The sequence below is a fragment of the Weissella bombi genome (assembly GCF_900094835.1).
Classification (GTDB): Bacteria; Bacillota; Bacilli; order Lactobacillales; family Lactobacillaceae; genus Weissella; species Weissella bombi.
Genome location: NZ_FMAO01000007.1, coordinates 48,492 through 72,511 on the forward strand (window position 1 = coordinate 48,492; position 24,020 = coordinate 72,511).

Consider the following 24,020-nt stretch of genomic DNA (forward strand, 5'->3'; position numbering starts at 1 on the left):
TTTCCTAACAAATATTTATTATACGCCTGACTAATCTAAAGTCAAGGCTTTATTCAAAATACCGTTAATGAATTTACGAGACTTATCATCTGTAAAATCATGCGCTAATTGTAGTGCCTCATTAACAGCAATTTTAGCAGGTACTTCCGTGAACTTTGCTTCATAAATTGCCAAACGCATTAAAACAAGATCTGTTGTATTTAATCGTTCTAAAGTCCAACCTGCTGATAAGTAATCTGAGATGGTTAAATCTAATTCATCTTGATGTGCAACCACTCCATCTACTACCGCTGTTAAATCTGCTGGTATTTCTTGCGTCCACTCTACCTCTGGATCACCCGCCAACACTTGTGAGATTGTTGTCTCAACATCGGCCGTTGGATTTAGGGCTAAACCAAAAAGTGATTGGAAGGCTGCTTGACGAATTTGGTGTCGATTTAGTTCGCTCATTTCTTAGTTCCTTCCGTATCTGGCTTTTCACCAAATAAATTATTCACATCAATTGTGCTAGTCGTTTTTTGTGAAACAACACCTTGCACATGAACGTTAACAAGGTTAACTTGTAATTCTGTCATCGCTGCTACTTGTGATGTAATGCGTTGTTGTATAGCATGTGATACTTTGGGCACACTTACACCATAGTTAAGGTATACATAGACATCAACATCTAGTCCTGATTTAGTTTGCTGTAACTCAACACCTTTTCCGTGTACGTGTCGTCCAAATGCTTCTTGTGCACGTTCTGTTAATGAACCGCGTAACCGAGAAACGCCTTCAACCTCTTGTGCTGCCAAACCTGCGATAATTTCTAGAACGCGCATGCTAACCAGTGTTTCGCCAGAGGCTTCATTTGAGTAAGTTAATACGATTGTCTCTTCTGCCATATGGAACTAACCTCCTAAATAAATCGAAAGCGCCGGCCGGCTGCCGGTCGGCGCTTTCTCAATTGATATCGTTATTATACCTAACATTCCTAGTAAAAACTAGGCACGTGATGTATATGAACCACCGTTGTCAGTATTAACAACTAGCTTGTCACCTTCATTGATGAAATCAGGAACAATAATTACCAAACCAGTTTCCATAGTAGCAGGCTTACCACCACCATTTGCAGTAGCACCCTTGATACCAGGTTGTGTTTCCTTAACTGTCAATTCAACAGTCTTTGGCAATTCAACGTCCAAGATTTCACCTTGATAGGTTGTAATCTTAACAGTCATATTTTCAAGCAAGAACTTCAATGATTCTGAAATCTTATCTGCTGGGATAGAAATTTGATCATAAGTCTCGTTATCCATAAATACGTGTTGATCACCGTCTGCATACAAGTATTGCATTTCAGTTTGCTCAATACTTGCCGTTTCAAACTTATCACCAGGACGGAACGTTACTTCGTTTACCGCACCAGTACGCAAGTTCTTCAACTTTGAACGCACAAAGGCTGCACCCTTACCAGGCTTAACGTGTTGGAATTCCAAAACGCGCCAGATTGATTGGTTGTACAAAATTGTCAAACCTGTTTTCAAGTCATTCATACCAATAGTTGCCATGATTGAATTCTCCTAAATTTATGTCTTTCTGAATTATATTAGCAGGTTTTCTTCATAAAAACCAGCATTACATCCATTTTAACACTATATTCGTTAATTTTTTTGTTTTTACCAAAAAGAATCGAAACATTTACTGTTTCGATTCTTTTATTCTATTATAGACGTGCCTTTAATGATTCTGTCAATTCTTCATAACCAGGCTTACCTAATAAGCCGAACATATTACGCTTATATGCTTCAACACCTGGTTGATTAAATGGATTGATACCATTTAAGTATCCTGAAATACCAACAGCTACTTCAAAGAAGTAAATCATTTGTCCCAAGGCAAATTCATTTTGCTTATCAATTTCAACGATCATGTTTGGTACACCACCATCAACATGAGCAAGAACCGTTCCCTCTGAAGCAGTACGATTTACATAACTCATATTTTCACCTTGTAGGTAACCTAGACCATCATCAGCATCCATCGTTGGAATAACAACATCTGAAACAGGTTCTGTGACACGGACCATAGTCTCGAAAATGTTACGACGACCTTCTTGAATATATTGACCGAAACTGTGCAAATCAGTTGAGAAGTTTCCAGAAGCTGGGAAAATACCCTTGCCATCCTTACCTTCTGATTCTCCTTGCAATTGCTTCCACCATTCACCAAATTGAACTAATGTTGGATCGTAGTTAATCAACAATTCAGTTGTATAACCCTTACGGTACAAGATGTTACGATATGCTGCATATTGGTAAGCAGGGTTCTTAGTCAAATCTGCATCTGCATAAGTTTGCTCACCAGCTGCCGCACCAGCCATCAATTGATCAATATCACCACCGGCCGTTGCAATTGGCAATAGACCGACAGCTGTTAATACTGAGAAACGACCACCAACACCATCAGGAACAACGAATTCTTCGTAACCTTCAGTATCAGCTAATGTCTTCAAAGAACCACGGTGTGCATCGGTTGTTGCAAAGATACGCTCACGAGCTCCTTCAGTACCATATTTTTCTTCTAGCAATTGCTTGAAGACACGGAAAGCAATTGCTGGTTCAGTTGTTGTTCCTGACTTTGAAATAATGTTAACTGAAAAGTCGCGATCACCAATCACCTTAATCAAGCTGTTTAAGTATGCTGGTGCAATTGAATTTCCTGCGAACAATACTTGTGGGAAGTCACGTTCGTCATCACCATAGTAATTGTTAAAGTAATCATTTAAGAAATCAATCGCTGCACGGGCTCCCAAATAAGAACCACCAATACCAATAACAACTAATACTTTCGAGTTGCTTTGAATCTTCTTAGCTGCTGCTTTGATACGAGCAAACTCATCTTTATCGTATTCTGTTGGCAAATGTAGCCAGTCAGTAAACTCAGCCCCAACGCCAGTACCCTTACGTAATAATTCATCTGCAGCAGTAACCATTGGCTGCATCATTGACAATTCTTCTTCACCAACAAAGTCTGCTAGCTTTGAAGTATCAAATGATAATGTGCTCATAATTAATTCCTTCTTCCTATAGATCCCATTGACATTTTGCATCACGGTATAGACCAATTATAACCGCTCATCGCTTAAATTGAAAGTGTTTTCACGAACTTATTAGCGCTCTTTTCAATTATGCCAAATTATTGAATTTATAAGTTGTACGATATGTTTGCTTCTTATTAGCTGGCAACACAATATCACCAAATCCTTCATGATTAATTGCATCACTTAATGTTTGTGCTTCAAGCGCAATCGCATTATAAGGATTTGCATCAAACCACTCACGGTCACCCTCATGATCCGCAACTTCTGGGTTAGCAATAAAGAAGATAATTGCATTACGATCAGAATAAACTTCAACACTTCGTCCAGATTTTGGATCAGAAACAACCGCAGCTGGTTGTCCAGCTACTTGATTGATTTCAAATGCTTCGTCAAATTTAACATCATATGGGCCTTCAAGTTGTGACAAATTATCACCAATACGAGTTGGTTCAGTGAAATCGTAAGGTGTATTAGCGTTTTCAAAGAAATTACCAGTTGGTGTAGTGTCTGTATCACGTAATTCTAGTCGACGCTTTGAATTAATTTGCAAAGTCAAATCACGTGCATCAGTATCAATACCCGCTGGGTTAAAGTAACCATGGCTAGTTGGATTATATAGAGTTGTTTCATCTGATTCAGCTGCAAAATCTAAGATAACTTCATCATCATCAGTTAGTGTATAGGTCACAGATGTTGGCATCGTACCAGGGAAATTATCAATTGCTTCTGTCATCGTTGTTGTGAATGTAACAGAATTGTTTTCTTCATCAGTGGTAAAATCCCATGTGCGATTCATAAAGCTGTCTCTACCACCATGTAGAGCATTTCCTAACTCGTTATCCTTTAGATGGTATTCTTTACCATCCAAAGTAAAAGTTGCGCCAGTAATACGATTTCCTACGCGTCCAATTGCACCACCTACAGAATATGGATGATCCCATAACTTATCAGTTGTCTGCCAACCAAACATCAAATCCTTACCATCATTCGTCTTAAAGAACTGCCAAGTTGCTCCCCAAGTTGTTACACCAATTTTATGTCCATTTTTATTTTCTAATACAATTTGTTGTGCCAAATCACCATTTGGCATTTTACCGATTTCATGAATTGATATTGTCATTTTAAATTTCCTCTTTCGTTCCCCTAAAGTGGTTTTATTTTTCAATATAACTGTATTTTAGCATATCCAATTGTTTCTAATTGTACATAAATAAACCGTTTTCATAACAAATGAAACCTGTAACTTATTTAGCCTTTTGCGGTAATATCACTTCAAACGTTGTACCAACTCCCACTTTAGATGTCACATTAATACTGCCATTATTAGCTTTGACCAACTCACGTACGATTGACATCCCGAGGCCTGACTCTCCCTTGACGGTTCGCGAGGGATCCGCTTTGTAGTAGCGGTGCCACATTTTATCTATTTGCTCAGTTGTCATCCCAATACCCGTGTCAGCGATTGAAATATGTGCTTCACCAGCAACTTCTTTAGCGGAAATTGTGATGATACCATTTTTAGTAAATTGAATGGCATTTGCTAAAATGTTAATCAAAATTCTTTCTACTTGATCAAGCTCAGCGTACACCAAAACATCTGTTTCACAGCGATTTTGAATTTCATCTCCAACACTATTAGCTTGTGGCCATAATTTTTCCGTTAATTCACTGATTAACAATGTAATATTAAATTCTTCCGGTTGATTACCAACCGTCCCTTGACGCATACGTTCAAAAGAAAGGACTGATTTTACTAATCGCGTTAGACGATCCGCTTCCTCTTTGATTAGATCATATGAACGTTTCTCATTACCGTCCATAACACCATATTGTAAGCCTTCTGCGAGACCTGTAATTGTCGTCAAAGGCGTCCTCATCTCATGTGAAACATTGGCCAACATAGTTGCTTCTTCTTCTCGTTCATCAGCCAATTGCTTTTTTAGAGAGGCAATTTCATCATTCTGCTGCACTACCGCTTTTCTTTGCTTTTCAACCAAAGTTATCATCGTAATTTCCAAGCATATTACAAGAACTAACAACACTAAAAAGAACAAATTAACGTGTTCCAACAATGCCCAAACAACTAATAAGAAAAGAAGTGTGCTCAAAATCATCATTATTATCTCAAGCCATCTATTTTTCATGCTTACTCATTGTCCTTCACTTATTTCATTGGATTTTCTGGCAAAATAGAATCATCAAATTTATACCCAACACCCCATACTGTTTGAATAACTTGTGGTCCTACCTTTTCAATTTTTTGACGTAACTTCTTAACGTGTGCATCAACAGTTCTTTCATCACCAAAATATTCATAATCCCAAACTAATTGTAATAGTTGATCACGTGAAAATACCTGGCGTGGTTTTTGAGACAAGACACGTAACAAATCAAACTCTTTTGGTGTTAAATCTGGAATTAACACATCATTTAAGTATGCTTCACGTGTACGTGAATTCAATTTAAATGTTCGTGTTTTTACATCAAAATCATCAGCAACGTTATCATCTTGGTTATTCGCTTGCATCGATGCACGACGATGTAATGCCTTAATACGTGCAATCAATGTTATTGGACTAAATGGCTTAGTTACATAATCATCTGCCCCCACTTCAAACCCCAATACTTGGTCAGAATCTGAATCACGTGCAGTCAACATGATTAGCGGCACTGTTTCCGAAGTCTCTCTTATTTTAAGTGCCACTTGCATTCCGTCTACTTTAGGTAAATTTAAATCTAAAACAATCACATCCCAAGATTGCTTATTATCATCAAACAACTTTAATGCTTCCTCACCATCGTAAGCATTAACAACGTTCCATTGTTCTTTTTTATAAAACATCCCCATCATTTCTGATACGGCTGTATTATCCTCTATCATTAATAAATTCATAGTATCTCCTGACATCTGATTATTATTATTTGTTTTATTTTTTTAAATTCTTCACAAATTATTATACAACGATGTACCACAAATTTTTTTATTGGACTATCCCAGCGATGCAACACCAAATAATATTTATTGAAAACAAAAAGAGGTTGCGACAAAATAAATTGTTTCAACCTCTTTTTATTTTCAAAATGCATTAATCTATTTCTGGCAAATTCACTTGTACTTCTGCTGGTTGTGTCTTTACCAAAACTTTTCCTTCGTGAACAGAATAAAGTAATTCGGCACGTTCATTCAACGTATTATACCAATTGTCAGCATTGAAAATTAAGAAATTAGCTGGCTTTCCCACTTCAATACCGTATTGATTTTCAACTTGTAAAGCACGCGCTCCGTGACGAGTAATAAAACGGTATGAGTTCATAATTTCCGTATAACCCATCATTTGCGTAGCATGAAGCCCTGTGTGCAAAACGTCCATCATGTTGCCATTACCCATAGGATACCAAGGATCTTTAATATCGTCTTCGCCAAAAGCAACATTCAAACCTTCTTGATCTAATTCTTTAACACGCGTTAAACCACGACGCTTAGGATACGTATCAAAACGACCACCCAAGTACATGTTAATCAAAGGATTAGAAACAAAATTAATATCGGCCAACTTTAATAGTCTCGTTAACTTAGAAACATATGCGTCATTATATGATCCCATTGCCGTCGTATGTGATGCAGTTACGCGTTCTTTTAATCCCGTTTCCAATGCCAACATTGCCAAAGTTTCCAATCCACGTGAAGCGGGATCATCAATTTCATCAGTGTGAGCATCAATCAACAAATTATATTTCTGTGCCAAATCAAATGCAAAATGCAAAGATTCAACGGAATATTCACGTGTAAATTCAAAATGTGGAATTGCGCCAATAGCATCAACTCCCATTTCAGCAGCTTTTGTCATCAATTCTTTACCATGTGGAAATGATAAAATACCGTCTTGAGGAAAAGCAACTAGTTGAAGCGTCATCCATGGCTTTACTTCCTCACGAACTTCTAGCAATGCTTTCAAGGCTACTAAATTGGGATCAGTTACATCAACGTGCGAACGCACAAATTGTAATCCGTGCGCAGCTTGAATTTTTAATGCTTTGATTGCCCGTTGCTTAACATCCTCATGTGACAAAGTTTGCTTACGCTCACCCCAAATCCGGATACCATCAAATAGCGTACCACTTTCATTCCATTCAGGCTCACCAGCCGTCATCGTAGAATCCAAATGTACATGCGGATCGACAAATGGCGGTATCATCAACTTACCCTCTGCTTCAATGACCTGCTCATTTTCATGCGCCTCTAGATGCGCCGAAATTTCAGAAAATTTACCATCAACTATGCGCACATCTTGTTTCGTTTCTGCATTCTCAATCACAACCTGTTTGATTAACATTATCTCTATCCCCTTTAATTCTTTTACTATGATTTAGGATTTAACTTAAATCCGTAATATGAATGACCCTTGTATGTCTGCTTTGCTAGCTTACCCGTAGCTGTGTATTGCTTACCTCGCTTAGTTTTTGATGAAAAGCTTACTTCACCACCGGCTAACAGTATCTGTATTTCTTCATCAGTAAATGTATGATCACTCCATGTTTTAGAAAACTGAATCGTTTGATTATTAAACGTACCACTTACTTTTTCAGATGATTTCGTCTTTTTATTAGCCGTCTTTTTAACTTTTGGTTTACCCAGCGCTGCTTCTAATTTTAGTGCGTTTGCAACCATAATTGGCATATCATGCTCAACCACTTGCGTCACAGAATGTAATGCTTGTCTCATCGGCATTTTAAATTCACCAACTTCATCCATAATTTCAAATAAACGTTTCGTAATTTTTGGCGAAGCAATCCATGTATCAAATACCATCACTGCCGAAACATTTCCCGTTTCCGTTAACGTCAAACGACCTTTTTTCTCATGCATCATTGCTTTAGTACCCTGACTCATCTCTGAAAGCGTGGAAACACGCGTTGCCCCAGTACCAACATTATGTTTTTCCAAAAAAGCCATTAACCACTTTGTCGTCGGATAAGCTGGTTTTTTATTAGCACCCTCATAAATAAATGGTGTCGCTTGTGGGCCGACCTGACTCTTCTGAACTTTCGCATCATCTTCATCGACTTGCAAAGCTTTTTTTGCATCATACACAAGCTTGTAATTCAACGCAATTGGCAAATTAAAAGCCGTTTTAAAAGTTGGATATTGTTTCAATTGCGCTGTTACATGATCATAAATGTAATCTTCTGCCAGCATTGCCAAATAGTTCTTGGCTAATATTTCATAAATTGCCGCTGCGCTTGGTCCATATTTAGCTAATGCATCTAAATTAGCAGGAACCTGCAATCCTGGTCGATTAGCACCGTGCGATCCAGCAGCCTTTACATGTGTAGGCCGAGGCTGACGATGTGTTAATAATTGTTTATCAACACCAACTAAATCGGCAATCTGATCCACTTTAGGGAGTAGTTCAGCAAATTGCTCTGGCGTCACCGTTTTATCGTCCGTTCTAGGATATGACACAATCTGTGCTTCATACATTTTTTGATAAGTACGTAAAACTTCCTTACTGTCATAACCCTTTGGCGCTAAGATTGCTGCCAAGCCAGCCAAATCAAGTAATTTATCCGGCGCTTGTCGTCGCGTTTGATGGCGCTCATTTATAACCTCTGCAGTTTCATATCCCTGTAGTTCTTTTTCAGCCTGTGCTATATCTGAATATTGCCAATCAACTGTGCCGTCTTTTGGGGCTTGACGCCTATAAACATGCTTAGCTGGGTCAGTAAAACAAACTTCATAATAGGGCTTTTTTACATAATTTTTAATTGCCTGCATCTGTTCGTATATCTTCCACACAATAACAGACTTTAACCTTCCTTCACGTGCTACAACTTTATACCCCGCTTTTTTAGCGGATGTTGTTGCAATTCGGGTTAACTGCATTGAAGCAAAATCCCATCGACTACGCGTTTCTCCCTTTAAATATGCACCGTGTTGCCACTTGTCTGACACATCTGTTAAGCTTTGCATTGCTCTTTGAATGCTATTAGGCGCTTCATCTACGAAATTAGCGCGTAACACTGTCCCATGCCAGTGAATTGCATCAATAACTTCCCAAGCCAATAAATCACCCTCACCAGACGGATCAGTATCAGTTGCTATAACTATTGCATCATAATTTTGCTTACTCTCTTGTTGCAAAACCGTTAATTCAGTCTTAGTTGATTTTAAACGGCCTGTCCGTGGCTGACGTTGTTTTAAATAAGTTCTCTGCCAACTCATATCATCAAGTTGCCAAGGCAGATACTTTAAAGTCCATGATTTGTATGCAGTTTGCTTGTCTGAACTAACCATTTCTTCAGGTTCTTTAAACCCCATCATATGACCATGCAGATTAACAATTCGGTAATCATTGCCAGCAAAATTTCCCGTTTGACCACCTAATGCCTTAACAAAGTTCTTGGCAGCAGATGGTTTTTCCGTCACAATTAAATATTTCATCTTTATTATCCTCAAATATATTGTACGAAAAATTTTAACTATTTTGCATATTTGCTAAATACCTTTGTCAAAATATAATAGATTACTCCTGCAAGAATCATCGTCACAAAAGTTACACCAACGGTATCACTAATCCATGATACTGTTTTTAGACTGAAGTATAGGACAATCCCAATTGCCCATGATGCAACAGCAATCCAGTTTACACCACCATGGTACCAATACTTACCCGAAACCTTAGTTACTTCACTAATTTCATACTGACCCTTGCGAATAATGAAATAATCAACCAAGAATACTGCTATTTCTGGTCCTAAGAACATACCAATGTAATCTAAGAATACTGTAAAGGCATCTAAGAATGTTGCAAATAACAGTGGAATGAATGATACAAGCGTTGCAATTAAAGTTACAATCCACAATGCCGGCGTTAGTTTCAATTTGTGCCACATATTTGTTAATGCAGAACCAGCGGCCATTAGATTAACAGCATTCGCCGTTGTTGATGTAATAATAATAACCAATAGTGCAATAATCCCTAGTCCCAACTTAGAAGCAATCGTCGATGGATCTGAATCATTAGGATCAAATGCTTGATTCATTACTGCTGTACCAATTGTTGCTAACAATCCAATAAAAGCAAAACCGAACAAACCAACATTAGCACCTAAGAATGACCAAACAGTTCCTCCTGACTTCTTCTTTGCAAAACGTGAAAAGTCTGATGACGCCGTTACCCATGCCAAATTAAAGGCTGCCAAAATATCAACGGCTGCTCCTGATGAAATACGAACTGACTTAGGTGGTTGCCATTGAAAAATTTGGTCTAATGAAACATTTTGGAAAACAACAATTGCTTCCCAAATAACAAAAATTATAACTAAAATAATTCCCACACGCTCAATCATACGGACTGACTTCTCGCCGAGAGAAATTGACGCTAAATGCAATAGCGACATAATAATAATTCCAATGACCAAGCCGACTTTCCCACCATCAGCGTAAGCCGTCCAATTAAACAAATCTTTAAAGATAACCGAAATGGAAATAGCTGCAATAAAAGTATTAGCTGCTGCCCAACCAATAAACTGCACTAAATTGATTACCGAAGGTCCAAATGAACCTTTCAATCCAAATGAAGCCCGTGTTAAGGTCATCATTGGTAGTCCAGTTTTATATCCCATATATGAAGCTAATGCTAAAAATATGTATGAAATAATACCCGTTGCAATTAACGTCGTTGAAGCTGTGTACATACCTGCGGCTGCAATAACACCACCGATATACCACGTTCCATTATTTGCATTGGCCCCAATCCATGTGGCAAACATATCCCAATTTGACATTGTACGGTAATCTTTACCAATAGCTTGAACTTTACCAAACTCTTTTGCCATTATTTTCTCCTTATTAGATAAAAAAATCGCGCCATAGCCATGGCGCGATTAGGTATACTTATCTCTTTTTACGCGCTCCTTGGTCAGCTCTCGTCTGACAATTAAAAAAGCAATATTATATTGTATAAAACTATACCCGTTTCTAAAAATTAAGTCAATTATGATTTCACAATTGGTTGCGTTGTGACAGCTAATTGAATTTCATGATTAGCCAACACACGCATAACGGTCATATTCACATCAGCCCGCTCATTTGCAAAATTAGTATCAGATGACATTTTTAACATGACACTAACGTCAAACTCATATCCCTCAGGTAATACCTGACTAATAGATGCTGCAGCCGAATCTTCAACAAAGTGATCATTTTGCGCTAACTTTTCCATCGTATCTTCTGAAGCTGCAATTATATCTTTAGTTGGTGTATCTAAAGATAAATAGAAGGTCAACCCAATCTTTCTAGTAACGACTCGTGACCAATTCGTAATCGGTTCATTCGATAATGTTGCATTAGGCACAATTACCAGTGCTCCGTCTAAAGTTCGGATTAATGTTGAACGGAACGTAATGTCTTCAGCAATACCAGCCACTGAAGGTGACTCAATATTATCACCAATTTGAAATGGTTTCTCAGTAATAATAATAATACCACCTAGCAAATTTTTAATTGGGTCTTGAGCTGCCATCGAAACAGCCAATCCTGCTAACCCTAGTCCTGCGAAAACACCGTTAACATTAATACCCCAATCAGATAGGATCATGGTTACTGTCAAAGCCATAACAATAAATTGCAATGTCCGTTTTAAAAATGGCATTACAATTGAATCGACTTCAATATGCACTTTTGCACCGAAATGACGTAGTAAATCAGCTAATGAAGCCATCAAAGAATAGATACCATAACCAACGCTAAATATTAGAACTGATTTATTAATATCATTTGCATAATGCAAAATTATTCGTGGAGCATGAGCAACATGCAAACCCCAATTTAATCCCGCAAATAAAAGCGCAATTTTTGCAGGACGTTCAAATGCCTTTAATATATCTCGCCAAATTGAAAATTTTTGAGGTATTCTTTTTTCAATTTGTGAAAATACTGGACTAACGAGACCTTTTGTCACAATAATTGTCACAATTATAATTAATAAAGCGAGTCCAATAGCTTGCCAATCAAAATTATCGATCAACCACTTTTGCAAAATATTCATGTTAAACTCCCTCCATCATTCATTCAGTATCATCATACCTAATTTTACAATAGCATGCATCCCTTATTCTGACTTTAATGAATAAAAAGCACCAGCCTTAGCTGATGCTTAATAAACTTAATATGAATCACCGTTCACAATTGAGTTTTTAACAATGACATAATCAACATAACGTAGATCTACTAGTCGGCGACCACCAGCATATGAAATAGATGATTGTAAATCTTGTTCCATTTCTACTAATGTATCCTTGATAGCACCACGATATGGTACTAACAACTTTTTACCCTCAACGTTTTTGTATTCACCCTTTTGGAATTGAGAAGCTGAACCAAAGTAAGTCTTATACTTAGCACCATCTATTTCAACAATATCCCCTGGTGTTTCAGCATGACCAGCAAATAATGAACCAATCATAACCATTGTTGCCCCAAATCGAACTGACTTAGCAATATCCCCATTGTAGCGAATACCACCATCTGCAATAATCGGTTTCTTAGCAGCCTTTGCGCATAAACGTAATGCTGCTAATTGCCAGCCACCAGTTCCAAAACCGGTCTTTAACTTAGTAATGCAGGCTTTTCCAGGTCCTACACCTACCTTAATAGCATCAGCACCTGCGTTTTCCAAATCACGGACTGCTTCTGGCGTTGCAACATTACCAGCGATCACAAAAGTTTCTGGCAAAGTCTTCTTAATATAACGAATCATTTCAATAACTGAATCAGCATGTCCATGCGCAATATCAATTGTAATGTACTCTGGAGTTAAATCTGCTGCCTTTAATTGATCGATAAAATCATATTCTTCCTGTTTAACCCCAACAGAAATTGACGCAATCTGACCTGCTTCATGAAATGTTTTCACAAAATCTAAACGTGTTTCTGGATTAAAACGATGCATGACATAAAAATAACCATTTTTTGCCAAAGTCATTGCCAATTCATCATCAATGACTGTCTGCATATTTGCAGGCACTACAGGTATCTTAAATGTATGATTACCTAGTGTTACCGAAGTATCCGCTTCTGAGCGACTATCAATAATACATTTATTGGGGATCAATTGAATATCTTCATAATCAAAAACAGTTGTAATTTCCATATTAATAAACTCCTAGAATAAATGTTCGTTTTTTATTGTTTTAATTTAATTTCAACCACCAATAACAAATTATACACGAACTAAATATAATAAACAACCTTATATAGAGTTTAAAAACGAATATTATTAGAAAGCAGCATTAAAACATTTCGTTTGTTTCGCTATCCAATATTTGATATAATTAATTAGTTATGTAACGGGGTCGTTACGGAATCGACTGGCATTGTTTGGGCCGGTACTGCGTTTAGGGGTTGTGGCCCTATAATCCACTCAGTAGAATTAACTGCAAAAAATTCAAACAATAATTACGCATTAGCTGCCTAAAAAACAGCTGGCGTTGCTTATAGCTGTATTAGTTGTGTGCTGCTATAAGTCTAAAAATTAACAACCTGCGCTAAACTACCTCCGTCTGGGGTAGTTTAGAAGAGGATAATCAGACTAGCTAACTCGATCGCTTAGCAAAGCAGCGTGCGATTAGCGAAATCCAAATCGTTTTGCTATGAACGTAGATGTGTCGGTTGCAAGATGTTAGGACAGGGGTTCAACTCCCCTCGGCTCCATAGTAAGGTTTACCAAATCACGGAACTACCTACCGCATAAATCTATCGCTGTTCGTTATCGGACGGCGTTTTATTTTGCACTTTTTTGGGGGATGAAGCTATATGGATCTAATAACAAGTGTACCCATTTTCACAGTTGTATATTTTACTGTATAAAGTGATATCATAGCGCCTTTAATTTCGCCACAAGTTGCGAAAACAACATAGTTTTTAACAAATTCTCCGCCAAAAGTGGCGGAATACAAAAAGGGGTCTGTAACTTGCAGTACCCTTTCCCAACTTATCGAGAAACTCAAAACATTGCCTTAGCTCATGTAGTAATTTGTAGTATTGTCCAAAAGTGGACAACTTAGATCAACAGATACTTTTATTAAACACACTGTTCAATTACCTTTAAAAAAGTAGCTTGTTTCTAATGCTACTCGACGAATTACCCCAAAACGCACAAAAACGCCATACAGGTAAATATATGACGTCTCACAAGGTGCTATAAATTTATAGCGTGTTTGTAACTTCTGTATTAGGCGTGACTTCATTTTTTGTAGCACAAGACGTTTAACACCTAGTTCCTCACTGATTGCTTGCCACGGTTTTCTTTCTTTATCGTGCATGGTTATTGCTTTAAGTTGGACGGGCGTTAAATCTGCTAACAATTCATCTAGTATCGCTTTTTGTTCCTCGTATTCTTTTAGCTTAGTATCATCATCACTATGTAAATATGCCATTTCTAACTTGGTACATTTAATATCTGCTTCCAACCACCCGCTAAAATAATCTTGAATTAATTTGTTTGCTCTTTTCATAACACCCCCCTACACAATATACGACGTATAGTATTAAAGCTGTTTCTTAGTCCATGACCACATCTGGGAACAAGTGTAGGTTTGCCTACTGTTGTAAGTGGTGGTCTTTTGTAAGTAACCAGCGTGGTTACAACCACTCTTGTTATTCATATTGTTAGGCAATCAGTACCAAACTCTAAAATCGTATGTATCTGTAAAACCATTAGCAAAGTATAAGAATGCTTCATTTAATAGTTCTTGACCTCTTTTTCTGCTATAACCACTCAACTCTTCGATTTCTAACCACTGCTTATACTTCATATAGCGGTAATCAATAAATTGCCTGTTTTTAGTTGGTATTGCAATTACTGCTTTAACTATCTCATCTAACCGTTGGCAAGCCTGCATATAGTTGCTTAACTTCTCATCATTGGGGATGTTTTTAAAATCATAGTTTTGAATATCTATGTAGGCTTGGTGCGCTCTTGCTTTAATAATTGGTAATTCTCTATTAAAGAACTCTCGAACATTCCTAATTGTAGCTTTCTCGTCTAAGTCTTTACCTGTATCAAGTATGGATAACATTCAATTTATCCCCCTATAATTAGTCCAACATTTTCCAACAATTAATACTAGCATTTACTAGCATTTTACCTTAGCATTTCTTAGCATCTTGCTCTAGCATTTACTAGCATTCTAGGTCAACAAATGACAACATCTAATGTCTATCAAAAAGCTTAAACAACAGTAATTAGCTCGCCTTTGAGGGTGCAACCTTTTAGCTTTTTTGGGTGCAACCTTTTTTACTTTTTTGTGTGCGTACTTTTTTGATTTTGTACGCAATTTTTATGTTGCGTTTTAGGGCAACGCGTTGCAGCGTTTTTCCTTATTAAATCATAGCTTTATAACCTTTTCAAACAGCGATCAACCTCCTTTTAATGTCAACATTTCTACAACATCATTTACCATCTTTTTAGACTAAAAAATGTTAGCAAATGTTAGCATTTAGTACAACGTTTAATACTGACATTTACTTACCTAAAACGATACAAAATAATCTGCCTAAATCATCAAAACATCTAATTTGTTTATAAATTCGTTTACTGCTCTAAATTTAATCAATTGGCAAATATGATTATTTATCTTTCATAACCAACTGGCTATGTCCCACTCAAATCAGAACATGAACGATCAATAAATTGAGGTCTGCCGACTTCTCCGCCACCCTTAAATATTCATTAACTAATGAACAAAAAAAGCACTAACAAATTAATGTTAGTGTTATCTATTTCATGTTAAGTTTTATTAGGTTCAACACTTCTGTCGAAAGTCATTTAAATGCTCACATTTGCAGCTGTCCAAAATACAAGTTTTGACAAGTTTACAACGCCCTATATTCAACTTAGGGCGTTAAATCTCACTGTCGAAAATTCGACAGTGAAAAATTTAATTGCTCGTTTCCACTATAATGACTATGAAATGTTTATAATATACCAACTATGTAACTATATTAAAAGCCACTTCACTAAAGTGAATTTATAGCAAATAGAAAAACAATAAAAGAAAAAAAGCAACAATTAGTGCAATTATTTTAGACTTTTTATTACTTAATCCTGTATTGATTAATTCTTTGTAAACGCTGAAATAACCATCAAGATATAATATTACCAATGCGCCAATGATTAAAAGAATAACAATTAAAATAATTAATAAACTAAGCCACATAAACTTACTCACATTCTGTATTAGGGTAAATCAATATATGTTTTATTTTATCATCTAAAAATTTCCAACAACTACTCTAAAAAATAGTTCAATCAAAAACCGTTTTATAATATATAAAACAATTATTAAATACCATCATATTAACAATTTATTATTGGTAACGCCACCCAGCTGTCCTAAATTTACGTGAATAATAAATTCTACCTGCTTTAAATTTTGAACCACCATTAACAACCATTTTAGCAATAGCTTGCTTGATTGCCCATGATATAGCCCGGCCAACCCCCGGAAAAGCTCCTGTCACACCAGCTATTAAAGAAACTCCTACGCCAATTCCTGCTTTTTTTATTTTATTTAGCATGCTTGCTGATAAATAAAGATCAAAATTACCTTTTTTCTTAGCACCATGAAATACAATTCTCGTAGAACCAGCTTTTCTAAGTAAATTTTCACTAGAACTTTCTTCATCCATATTAGCCAATTGATCGTCAGTATATCCATAAGCTTGTTTTAAAGCTTGATCAACTTGATAGTCTGTAATACTAGCAATAGTATCATTGCCATCGCTAACTGTTGATACTTGTTGTTTTATTAATTCATAAAAATACTGGTCTTGTTTACTTAAAACTTTTTGATCTGTCATTTGCTGTATTTCTTGATCCTCTTACAAAGTATCAGATGCGCTTGCTAATGGTGTTGCAAATATACTAAAAGCAAACAAACTTAATACTACCACAACTAATTTTTTTAATTTACAATGTGCATAATCCATTATTTTTCCTCACGTTCATTACTCGTTTAAAAAATATATATGAAGGCTAAAATTGTTGAAACAATTTTAGCTTTCTTTTTACCCATCCCTGCATTAGTCAGTTCCGTATACGCCCTTTGATAACCGTCTTTGTATGGAAATGACAACAATACTAATACTACGATAATAATTAAAACAATAAATAAACTAAGCCACATTTTATAAGCTCCCTATACGTAAATATCAATAAATTTCTAACATATTACCATGACAATTTTACAAAAATCAATTCTTAATTTCCCAATACAAAAAGCTCGTGAATCCAGCACAACTGCCAGATTCACGAGCTTTATTTTCAAACATTCATAATGCTAACTAGTTACTTTACACGCTCATCATCAGATGTCATGTTTGCAGTTGAAGACTTTACGCTTTCAACACCGCTAGCTGTCTTTTCCTTAACAACACTACCTGCATCAGTTACACGATCTTGCAACGTTGTTTGTGAACTCTCAAATTCCTTTGAAGTTTGAATGTCCACAACTTCGACATTTAACTCAACCAATTCCAAGCTTGTCGTATCCTTAACTTGCTTACTAATTGCCTTAACCAAAGCATCATAAACATCATGAGCGTTGTGGCCATATGCCATAATAATGCTTAAATCAACAGCAACTTGTTCCTTACCAACTTCAACATCGATACCATCAGTTGGGTTATCACTGTTAACAATCTTGTTCTTAATGTTAGTGACAAAGCCACCATCAACGCCTAGCAAACCAGGTACTTTTTCGATTGAATTACCAACAATCTTTTGAACAACCTTGTCGTCAAATGTTAGTTCACCTTTTGTTGTAACTGCTGCTTCATTTTTCTTTTCAATAGCCATTTTGAATACCCCTCTTAATTATAAATGTCCTTAATTTTTTCTTGTAAATATCTTGGTAACAACTGACAAATCTATATTATATCTGCCAAGCAAAGCACCAATGCCAGCCGCTAATAAAGTAATGATTACGATTAATATCGTTTTCCAAAAACCAACAGTCACAAACAAAGTTGATAGAACGAAACCGATAAGACCACTAATCAATACATATATTGATTTCCTGTCCCACATTTAATTCACCTTCCTTATTAAATAACTCGCGCTGTTTTGCGCTTTGAATTTGATTTTTGATTTACTTTAATATCAACTTTAACTGGTTGCTTTCCTTCACCAGCAAGCAATTCTTCAATACTCTCACGTAATTCATCTGAAATACGTGGTAGTTCTTTAACTGTTGCTTGCTTGTATGCCGCATCAGCAACAATATAAAACTTATGTTGTCGCTTTGTATTTTTTACCTTAATTTTGATATTTGATAAATCTTCACCGGAAAGTTTTAGTTTAATAAACTGACTGATACCATAATTACTTAGCGCTAGACGTCCACCTTTATTATTTTGCAATGGCACATCTTTTAATTGTTTTGGCCAAAATAATACGACAATCAATACAAGTGCTGTAATGACTAACAAAACAAGACCATAATAGTAAATAAACGTCTTAGCTGACAAAGTAACGTATAGTCCAATTTCTTCTAGTAATCTCACTGACTCTGTATAGAGATTAGGCCAAATCAGCAAACTAATTCCGAGCAAATATCCAAGAGCAAAAATAATCAGAATACTTCTTTTACTTTTTTGCATATCACGCCTCTAGACTTAATTTATGTTTGCTTACATAAGATTATTAACCGTGTAACTTTTCCTCTAACTTATCGCCAGCTACATCAATTCCTTTTGCTGTAAAAATTGTTCCTAAAATAGTAACACCACTAACAATTAACATCAAAGATAAAATTGCTTTAAATATCTTACCAATCATATAATCCCCCATTCCTTATATTCCTATAAAACTACTAAAAACGTCTACGATTACGGTACTGTTTAATCACGCCATACAAACGTGACAGTAACTGTAATACTGTCATAATTAGAGAAATTTTCTCCAACAAGCCAAGCTTGCCATCTTTTCTTTTCATAAGTTCTCCTCAATCTATATAAAACAAATAATGACAATCACTTCACCCCTGATTACAAGGCCATGTTATCACGTAAAAATACGATTATCAATTAATTTGCTCAAAAAATAATAATTAATACGTTTTACTGTGGACTTATATATTGATTTTTTAATTTAAAAGCATTGAATTCATGTTGTTTAAACGCCACTAAATAAAAAAATGCTGGTATACCAGTATTTTCATACTAGTAAACAAGCATTTCTGTTTATCAAATTATTTTAAAATATAGCACTCAAAAAATATATAATAATCAAATGAATGGGATAGAAATAGTAAAATAGATTTTTCTGCCACTTTTGACCATTACCACCACGCTGACCATTATATAGGTAAATAAATGGCAACACTGTAATCATCATATATTCATCATCGAAGGTCAATGTTTGATATAGGGTTCCAACTTCAACTTGTCCAAAGTAACTCATCAAAGCATGCGCAAACAAAAGTAGTGAAAATACGGTCACGCCGATACTAATTCTTTTAAAATTACCACGGAATAGATAAAAAATTAATCCCATTACTAATTCGTACGGTCCACCTTCGCTAATAATGATAAATGGTGTTATCACGATTAAAGCCATAATTAACATAAAATACTTCGAAAAGTTTAGGCGTTTAACAAACATCGTATCTAATATCCAAATCCATAGTAATACGAGTGCTAGTGTCATAAAAATATTCTGACCCTGTAAGAGATAAAAGACATCAAATTGTTTCGTATAAGGATTCAACGTGTTAAACGTTACAACATTACGTACAATATTAATACCATACATTAATATTCCACCAATAAATAAACGCCAAAAATATTTTTTTCGACTATGCGTATAATAGAACCCCTCGATAATAAAAAACATAAACAACGGGGCAACAAAGCGTCCTAATAACGACACCCATAAAGGCAAATTTAAAACATCACCTAAATATATATTAATATGATCAACCACCATGAAAATAATACCAATTATTTTCAAAGCAAACCCTGATAATCCGCTTTTCTTAATTTGTGTCATTTTATTTTACCTCAAATTTCTTTCAACCTATTTGAAACTATATAATACTATACGGCATATAACTAGGTCAAATAAAGTTAGATGAAATTTGAAAATAAATACTGTTTATATAATAGCTTACTGCAAAATTTTTAAGATATCGCGGCACACACTATCCTGGTAGACAGGTTGCTTTTGAAAGCTCTGGCGTTCTATTGTCACTGCTTGCATAGCCTGATCTGATGCATTCTTCTGCATATCTTCCTGATTATTCGCAGCTTCATCACTCTTTGATAACATAATCAACAATGCATGATAATATCCTAAAAACCAACCATTGAAATATGGCATAATCAGATTTTCATACTGTAAAACATTGTCTTGATGTGCGACCACAGCGTGTGATTCCTCAGATAACATACTGATGACTTCTTTACCTAAACTGGTATTTTTCTTATCAACCTCCGCCACGAATGGTACAAATTGATCATTAGCAATCTGCTCAACTTGATCAACCCAATGAGCTGGCTGTGCAGAAGGATCTACACCAGAAGAAATTCCGATAATATATAAGTATGCTGCTTGAAAACCACGATGCATCCCCTGCACTAAAACAGGTTGCAATAATTCATCTAATTCATAGTTATGACGTGTTTCGTTTAATAATTGCAGCTTTTCTGATAATTGTTCTTTTAACATATAATCCTCATTCAATATTATTTCGTTTTTCATTATAAACCAAAAGAGCCACTAATTTTTACATTAGTAGCTCTTTTTAATAATCAGTAACCTAACAGCCTTATTAAGCTAAGGCACCCATTGGATCCCAAGGTGCTAATTCTTTAGGTGTTGCATTTTCGTAAACATTACGTAATTCTTCTGGCAAATATTCTTTCTTAATAACCACTTGGTATGTGAATTCATCAAACCATTCATCAGACATAGTGAAGTATCCCTTGTGACCATTCTTGTCACCCCAAGAATTTTCAACCTTCCACTTAGTTGGTTGACCATCCACCAAGTCAACACCAGTCAAAACCATTGCGTGAGTCATTAATGAATCACCATAATCTAAGCGTTCTGCCTTTGTTAAGCTAAAGTCAATATCAAACAAGCTGTCTTCATCGTACAACTTAGTATCCATCAAACCAGCAGTACGGTCTAGCTTAGGACCCATATCGACTCCAAACCAAACGTTCTCGCCAGCTGAAAGTTGCTTAATTGCCAATTCCTTAAACGTTGCCAAATCAAGGTTCAAGTGCTTAACATCACGACCACCAACAACTGAACCCAACATCTTAACACCATATGTTTGGTTGTATGGCTTATCTTCAGTTGGCGCATTGATAATTGAGATATATTCACTCAAATCCCAACCAATATACTTCTTAAAGAAATCTTGTGGTGTCATGTTTTGCTCACGGTGGAATTCACCATCTTTATCACGGAATGAAAAATCAAATGATAGTGGTGGTTCACCAAACGTTAGTGATAGCATGTGATAGTTTTCTTTATTCAATGCTTCAATCTTAGCATCAACGTCTGCTTCTGAAGCACCGCCATTAACTAATTTACGCAAAGCAATCGCATCCTTACGTAGCTTACTATTAAACAAACGGTTAAATTCAGCTGAATGTGATGATGCTTGTGACTCAGGGAATGCTGATTGTGGCACAACCCCATACTTCTCAATGATTGCAACGATCATATCCCATTGACCACCATCCTGTTGTGGTGTTGCCAAAAGAAAGCTTACTTCACGATCAGTTGTTGCTTTATCTGCAGTTGCAACAATATTATTGTAGAAATAATTTGCTTTTTCAAACTTGTCCCAGAAAAATGTGTAACTTTGTGATAATTCAAAATCACCAGGCAAACCGTGAACTGCCTTCATGTCATGACGCATTGTATTCAATGCTGCAAACATCCAGCAACGACCTGACTGTAATTGATTAGCAACTGGTGAGCTTTCCAGATCAATACTAAAAGTAGGTGTCAACTCACCCGCACGTTGATTGTCACGGGCTGACTTTAGAATACCATTAGTTGTTACTGCACCACGTAAAACGGCTGCTTTTGGTTGTTCATCAACAGACTTTTTAAATGCTGCTAATTGTTCTTGGGTAATTTCACTCATTTTCTAACCACCTTTTTCTCATAATTATTTAAGTTTAGCGCTTTAAAGGCTATTATGCAAGGTCAACTCTTTAATTAAGATATGTTAATACGGTAAGCACGATAGACATAGCCTTTTGATTGTAAGTTACTTAATTCAACATTGAATACCTGATAACCTTCTGGTGTGACTTCTAAAATATTTGAAGCATCACCATTCTGGGCATTCAAATAACCAAAGTCAATCAAGTAATTACCATTATCTAATAAACGAGTTGAACCAATTCTATCAGTATAATTAGCCTCTCCTAATGCTTGACCATACGACCAAACTTCTTTAGCTGTCATATTTTTCAAATTAATCTTAATTTCACGCCCTGCTGAATATTTAGTAGACGTTTCCTTATCACCGTATGAAACAGCACTGTTGTTATCATAAAATGAAATAACTTCTTGTCCGTTCTTTTGCGATCCTGGTATTACTCGTGCATCATGCTGACCACCATTAATCGTTGTACCATTTTCATATTTTAATACATACTTTTGCCACTCTTTTGGCCACTCTGCTTTTGGTTTACCTGACAATATCCACTTGGGTTTCATCGTCTTATAATCAAATTTCATAACCAAATCTTGATGGCGTGACGAAATAATGATACTACCGTCACTTTTATCATAATTAATCGAGTTTTGATGTAACCAGTCAACTTGGCCGTCACTACGTTTAGTTGCATTATAATGTGCATAAGTTGCATCAGGGAATATTTTCTTAAAATCAATCACACGTTCTGTCTTACCCGTCTTACGATTAATTTCAACCATAGTATCTTCAATATATTTTGATCCGTCTGAAACCGTTGCTAATAAGTTGCCATTTGGTAGTTCAATCACATCATGATGTACAACGGTTGTTTCGCCATCATCCTTATTAGTTGATTTCAAATTTTCTGTTGATGAAGTTTTATTACTAAACTTATAATCACGATAAATTTTACCAACATAATTTGTTTCCACTAAATCGTTATACACTAGCTTACTGTTACTTTGCTTACGTAGAATCAATAAGTGACCATTTTTAAGGGTTTTGAATATATGTTGGTTATATTCCGTTGAATACCAACGAATTGCCCCATCTGCGTCAATCGCAAACGGTTCCTTCGTTGTTCTTGTAAACACTGTTAAACCATTATTACCAATGGCCATTTGATTTTTACTTGCCATTTTCACATTAATATTAACGGCCGCTAAAAGCTTAGGCAAAGGCGCCGTTTTAATAGTGATAACTTTTTCTTCAGTTTGACCATTTTGATTGGTAATTTTGAAAGTTACTTTATTATCAGTGTCTGCATACAAACCAACAACATTAATTCGATGAGTTTTCGTTTGCTTATTAACAGTATTCGTAATAGATGTTTTTTCTGTTTTACCCGCTACCGTATAACTTACTTTGGCTGGATTATCAGTTTTAAAGATAACAAGCGCAGTTAATGGGGAAGTCTGATATGGATTCGTCTTCACAAACATTTTATCAGTGGTATACTGATCATCTTTTGCTGCTTTATCGTAATTTTGTTCTAACTTTTTTTGTTCATCAATCAACTTATTATCTAACTTAATATCCAAATTATCTTTAATTTGTTCATCAGTTAATAATTTAGGATGATTATTACGATAAATTTTATGTCCCTTAATACCACCAATAGCAATGGCAATGACCACGATTACAACCGCTAATAGTTGCCACCATCTTTTTCGATTCCTTTTTTTGTTCATATGTATCACCTTATTAA

25 protein-coding genes and 1 other RNA gene are annotated in these 24,020 nt (G+C 35.9%); 1 reads left to right on the plus strand and 25 read right to left on the minus strand.

The window, feature by feature from the left end; genetic code table 11:
* Window positions 1–30 precede the first annotated feature (30 nt).
* The 12 genes from nusB to GA0061074_RS05850 form a co-directional block, all read right to left on the minus strand.
* Window positions 31–450: a transcription antitermination factor NusB gene (nusB, locus tag GA0061074_RS05790; RefSeq protein WP_092462769.1), complete on the minus strand. Its 420-nt coding sequence runs from the start codon at window positions 448–450 to the stop codon at window positions 31–33.
* Window positions 447–884, minus strand: a complete 438-nt coding sequence (locus tag GA0061074_RS05795; RefSeq protein WP_092462771.1) for an Asp23/Gls24 family envelope stress response protein — start codon at window positions 882–884, stop codon at window positions 447–449. Before GA0061074_RS05795 ends, nusB begins: the two co-directional genes overlap by 4 nt.
* Before the next feature lie 99 nt (window positions 885–983).
* Window positions 984–1,550 (minus strand): elongation factor P, encoded by a 567-nt coding sequence (efp, locus tag GA0061074_RS05800; RefSeq protein WP_092462774.1) that lies wholly within the window; start codon window positions 1,548–1,550, stop codon window positions 984–986.
* Between the two features lie 155 nt (window positions 1,551–1,705).
* On the minus strand, window positions 1,706–3,049 hold the full coding sequence (locus tag GA0061074_RS05805; RefSeq protein WP_092462776.1) for a glucose-6-phosphate isomerase: 1,344 nt from the start codon (window positions 3,047–3,049) through the stop codon (window positions 1,706–1,708).
* Window positions 3,050–3,167: 118 nt separating this feature from the next.
* Window positions 3,168–4,202 (minus strand): aldose epimerase family protein, encoded by a 1,035-nt coding sequence (locus GA0061074_RS05810; protein WP_092462778.1) that lies wholly within the window; start codon window positions 4,200–4,202, stop codon window positions 3,168–3,170.
* Window positions 4,203–4,326: 124 nt separating this feature from the next.
* Complete coding sequence (locus tag GA0061074_RS05815) at window positions 4,327–5,199, minus strand: sensor histidine kinase (RefSeq protein ID WP_159426657.1); 873 nt, start codon at window positions 5,197–5,199, stop codon at window positions 4,327–4,329.
* Between the two features lie 47 nt (window positions 5,200–5,246).
* Window positions 5,247–5,975, minus strand: a complete 729-nt coding sequence (locus GA0061074_RS05820; protein ID WP_092462782.1) for a response regulator transcription factor — start codon at window positions 5,973–5,975, stop codon at window positions 5,247–5,249.
* A gap of 193 nt (window positions 5,976–6,168) precedes the next feature.
* Window positions 6,169–7,416, minus strand: coding sequence for a cytosine deaminase (gene codA / locus GA0061074_RS05830; RefSeq protein ID WP_092462785.1), 1,248 nt, complete (start codon window positions 7,414–7,416; stop codon window positions 6,169–6,171).
* Between the two features lie 26 nt (window positions 7,417–7,442).
* A complete protein-coding gene (locus tag GA0061074_RS05835) occupies window positions 7,443–9,524 on the minus strand; it encodes a DNA topoisomerase (protein WP_092462787.1) in 2,082 nt (693 codons plus the stop codon).
* A gap of 38 nt (window positions 9,525–9,562) precedes the next feature.
* Window positions 9,563–10,921: a cytosine permease gene (locus tag GA0061074_RS05840; RefSeq protein ID WP_092462789.1), complete on the minus strand. Its 1,359-nt coding sequence runs from the start codon at window positions 10,919–10,921 to the stop codon at window positions 9,563–9,565.
* Between the two features lie 158 nt (window positions 10,922–11,079).
* Window positions 11,080–12,132: a mechanosensitive ion channel family protein gene (locus GA0061074_RS05845; protein ID WP_092462792.1), complete on the minus strand. Its 1,053-nt coding sequence runs from the start codon at window positions 12,130–12,132 to the stop codon at window positions 11,080–11,082.
* A 117-nt stretch (window positions 12,133–12,249) separates the two neighbouring features.
* Window positions 12,250–13,236 (minus strand): GMP reductase, encoded by a 987-nt coding sequence (locus tag GA0061074_RS05850; protein WP_092462794.1) that lies wholly within the window; start codon window positions 13,234–13,236, stop codon window positions 12,250–12,252.
* A gap of 198 nt (window positions 13,237–13,434) precedes the next feature.
* Between GA0061074_RS05850 and ssrA the strand changes: the two genes are divergently transcribed.
* Window positions 13,435–13,799, plus strand: a transfer-messenger RNA (tmRNA) gene (gene ssrA / locus GA0061074_RS05855).
* A gap of 380 nt (window positions 13,800–14,179) precedes the next feature.
* Here ssrA and GA0061074_RS05860 read toward each other — a convergent pair.
* The 13 genes from GA0061074_RS05860 to GA0061074_RS05910 all read right to left on the minus strand — a co-directional run bounded on the left by GA0061074_RS05860 (window position 14,180) and on the right by GA0061074_RS05910 (window position 24,003).
* Window positions 14,180–14,599, minus strand: coding sequence for a sigma-70 RNA polymerase sigma factor region 4 domain-containing protein (locus GA0061074_RS05860; protein WP_092462796.1), 420 nt, complete (start codon window positions 14,597–14,599; stop codon window positions 14,180–14,182).
* Between the two features lie 162 nt (window positions 14,600–14,761).
* Complete coding sequence (locus tag GA0061074_RS05865) at window positions 14,762–15,163, minus strand: ArpU family phage packaging/lysis transcriptional regulator (protein ID WP_092462798.1); 402 nt, start codon at window positions 15,161–15,163, stop codon at window positions 14,762–14,764.
* A gap of 1,291 nt (window positions 15,164–16,454) precedes the next feature.
* A complete protein-coding gene (locus GA0061074_RS05870) occupies window positions 16,455–16,946 on the minus strand; it encodes a hypothetical protein (protein ID WP_092462800.1) in 492 nt (163 codons plus the stop codon).
* A 155-nt stretch (window positions 16,947–17,101) separates the two neighbouring features.
* A complete protein-coding gene (locus tag GA0061074_RS09105; RefSeq protein WP_159426658.1) occupies window positions 17,102–17,272 on the minus strand; it encodes a hypothetical protein in 171 nt (56 codons plus the stop codon).
* 161 nt (window positions 17,273–17,433) lie between these two features.
* Window positions 17,434–17,943 (minus strand): Asp23/Gls24 family envelope stress response protein, encoded by a 510-nt coding sequence (locus GA0061074_RS05875; protein ID WP_092462802.1) that lies wholly within the window; start codon window positions 17,941–17,943, stop codon window positions 17,434–17,436.
* Between the two features lie 30 nt (window positions 17,944–17,973).
* Window positions 17,974–18,174 (minus strand): DUF2273 domain-containing protein, encoded by a 201-nt coding sequence (locus tag GA0061074_RS05880; protein ID WP_092462804.1) that lies wholly within the window; start codon window positions 18,172–18,174, stop codon window positions 17,974–17,976.
* Between the two features lie 17 nt (window positions 18,175–18,191).
* Window positions 18,192–18,746, minus strand: coding sequence for an alkaline shock response membrane anchor protein AmaP (gene amaP, locus GA0061074_RS05885; RefSeq protein WP_092462806.1), 555 nt, complete (start codon window positions 18,744–18,746; stop codon window positions 18,192–18,194).
* A gap of 43 nt (window positions 18,747–18,789) precedes the next feature.
* Window positions 18,790–18,924, minus strand: a complete 135-nt coding sequence (locus GA0061074_RS09305; protein WP_092462808.1) for a hypothetical protein — start codon at window positions 18,922–18,924, stop codon at window positions 18,790–18,792.
* 34 nt (window positions 18,925–18,958) lie between these two features.
* On the minus strand, window positions 18,959–19,081 hold the full coding sequence (locus GA0061074_RS09310) for a hypothetical protein (protein ID WP_275668788.1): 123 nt from the start codon (window positions 19,079–19,081) through the stop codon (window positions 18,959–18,961).
* Between the two features lie 260 nt (window positions 19,082–19,341).
* Window positions 19,342–20,136: a TraX family protein gene (locus GA0061074_RS05895; RefSeq protein WP_092462810.1), complete on the minus strand. Its 795-nt coding sequence runs from the start codon at window positions 20,134–20,136 to the stop codon at window positions 19,342–19,344.
* A gap of 117 nt (window positions 20,137–20,253) precedes the next feature.
* Window positions 20,254–20,814 carry a hypothetical protein gene (locus tag GA0061074_RS05900; RefSeq protein WP_092462812.1) on the minus strand — a complete coding sequence of 187 codons (561 nt, stop codon included), beginning with the start codon at window positions 20,812–20,814 and terminating at the stop codon, window positions 20,254–20,256.
* Between the two features lie 103 nt (window positions 20,815–20,917).
* Entirely contained in the window at window positions 20,918–22,252 is a 1,335-nt protein-coding gene (locus tag GA0061074_RS05905) for a C1 family peptidase (RefSeq protein WP_092462814.1), read from the minus strand.
* 74 nt (window positions 22,253–22,326) lie between these two features.
* Window positions 22,327–24,003 carry an aryl-sulfate sulfotransferase gene (locus GA0061074_RS05910; protein ID WP_092462816.1) on the minus strand — a complete coding sequence of 559 codons (1,677 nt, stop codon included), beginning with the start codon at window positions 24,001–24,003 and terminating at the stop codon, window positions 22,327–22,329.
* Window positions 24,004–24,020: the final 17 nt, after the last annotated feature.

Excerpts from the sequence above, each read along its gene's own strand:
- GA0061074_RS05795 (WP_092462771.1), bottom strand. The coding sequence starts at position 884 with ATGGCAGAAGAGACAATCGTATTAACTTACTCAAATGAAGCCTCTGGC.
- GA0061074_RS05805 (WP_092462776.1), bottom strand. The coding sequence starts at position 3,049 with ATGAGCACATTATCATTTGATACTTCAAAGCTAGCAGACTTTGTTGGT.
- GA0061074_RS05820 (WP_092462782.1), bottom strand. The coding sequence starts at position 5,975 with ATGAATTTATTAATGATAGAGGATAATACAGCCGTATCAGAAATGATG.
- codA (WP_092462785.1), bottom strand. The coding sequence starts at position 7,416 with ATGTTAATCAAACAGGTTGTGATTGAGAATGCAGAAACGAAACAAGAT.
- GA0061074_RS05905 (WP_092462814.1), bottom strand. The coding sequence starts at position 22,252 with ATGAGTGAAATTACCCAAGAACAATTAGCAGCATTTAAAAAGTCTGTT.
- GA0061074_RS05835 (WP_092462787.1), bottom strand. The coding sequence starts at position 9,524 with ATGAAATATTTAATTGTGACGGAAAAACCATCTGCTGCCAAGAACTTT.
- GA0061074_RS05910 (WP_092462816.1), bottom strand. The coding sequence starts at position 24,003 with ATGAACAAAAAAAGGAATCGAAAAAGATGGTGGCAACTATTAGCGGTT.
- GA0061074_RS05815 (WP_159426657.1), bottom strand. The coding sequence starts at position 5,199 with ATGATGATTTTGAGCACACTTCTTTTCTTATTAGTTGTTTGGGCATTG.
- GA0061074_RS05880 (WP_092462804.1), bottom strand. The coding sequence starts at position 18,174 with ATGTGGGACAGGAAATCAATATATGTATTGATTAGTGGTCTTATCGGT.
- GA0061074_RS05860 (WP_092462796.1), bottom strand. The coding sequence starts at position 14,599 with ATGAAAAGAGCAAACAAATTAATTCAAGATTATTTTAGCGGGTGGTTG.
- GA0061074_RS09105 (WP_159426658.1), bottom strand. The coding sequence starts at position 17,272 with ATGTGGCTTAGTTTATTTATTGTTTTAATTATTATCGTAGTATTAGTA.
- nusB (WP_092462769.1), bottom strand. The coding sequence starts at position 450 with ATGAGCGAACTAAATCGACACCAAATTCGTCAAGCAGCCTTCCAATCA.
- GA0061074_RS09310 (WP_275668788.1), bottom strand. The coding sequence starts at position 19,081 with ATGAAAAGAAAAGATGGCAAGCTTGGCTTGTTGGAGAAAATTTCTCTA.
- GA0061074_RS05865 (WP_092462798.1), bottom strand. The coding sequence starts at position 15,163 with ATGTTATCCATACTTGATACAGGTAAAGACTTAGACGAGAAAGCTACA.
- GA0061074_RS05875 (WP_092462802.1), bottom strand. The coding sequence starts at position 17,943 with ATGGCTATTGAAAAGAAAAATGAAGCAGCAGTTACAACAAAAGGTGAA.
- efp (WP_092462774.1), bottom strand. The coding sequence starts at position 1,550 with ATGGCAACTATTGGTATGAATGACTTGAAAACAGGTTTGACAATTTTG.
- GA0061074_RS05850 (WP_092462794.1), bottom strand. The coding sequence starts at position 13,236 with ATGGAAATTACAACTGTTTTTGATTATGAAGATATTCAATTGATCCCC.
- GA0061074_RS05810 (WP_092462778.1), bottom strand. The coding sequence starts at position 4,202 with ATGACAATATCAATTCATGAAATCGGTAAAATGCCAAATGGTGATTTG.
- GA0061074_RS05840 (WP_092462789.1), bottom strand. The coding sequence starts at position 10,921 with ATGGCAAAAGAGTTTGGTAAAGTTCAAGCTATTGGTAAAGATTACCGT.
- GA0061074_RS05900 (WP_092462812.1), bottom strand. The coding sequence starts at position 20,814 with ATGTTAAAAGAACAATTATCAGAAAAGCTGCAATTATTAAACGAAACA.
- GA0061074_RS09305 (WP_092462808.1), bottom strand. The coding sequence starts at position 18,924 with ATGATTGGTAAGATATTTAAAGCAATTTTATCTTTGATGTTAATTGTT.
- GA0061074_RS05845 (WP_092462792.1), bottom strand. The coding sequence starts at position 12,132 with ATGAATATTTTGCAAAAGTGGTTGATCGATAATTTTGATTGGCAAGCT.
- GA0061074_RS05870 (WP_092462800.1), bottom strand. The coding sequence starts at position 16,946 with ATGACAGATCAAAAAGTTTTAAGTAAACAAGACCAGTATTTTTATGAA.
- amaP (WP_092462806.1), bottom strand. The coding sequence starts at position 18,746 with ATGCAAAAAAGTAAAAGAAGTATTCTGATTATTTTTGCTCTTGGATAT.
- GA0061074_RS05895 (WP_092462810.1), bottom strand. The coding sequence starts at position 20,136 with ATGACACAAATTAAGAAAAGCGGATTATCAGGGTTTGCTTTGAAAATA.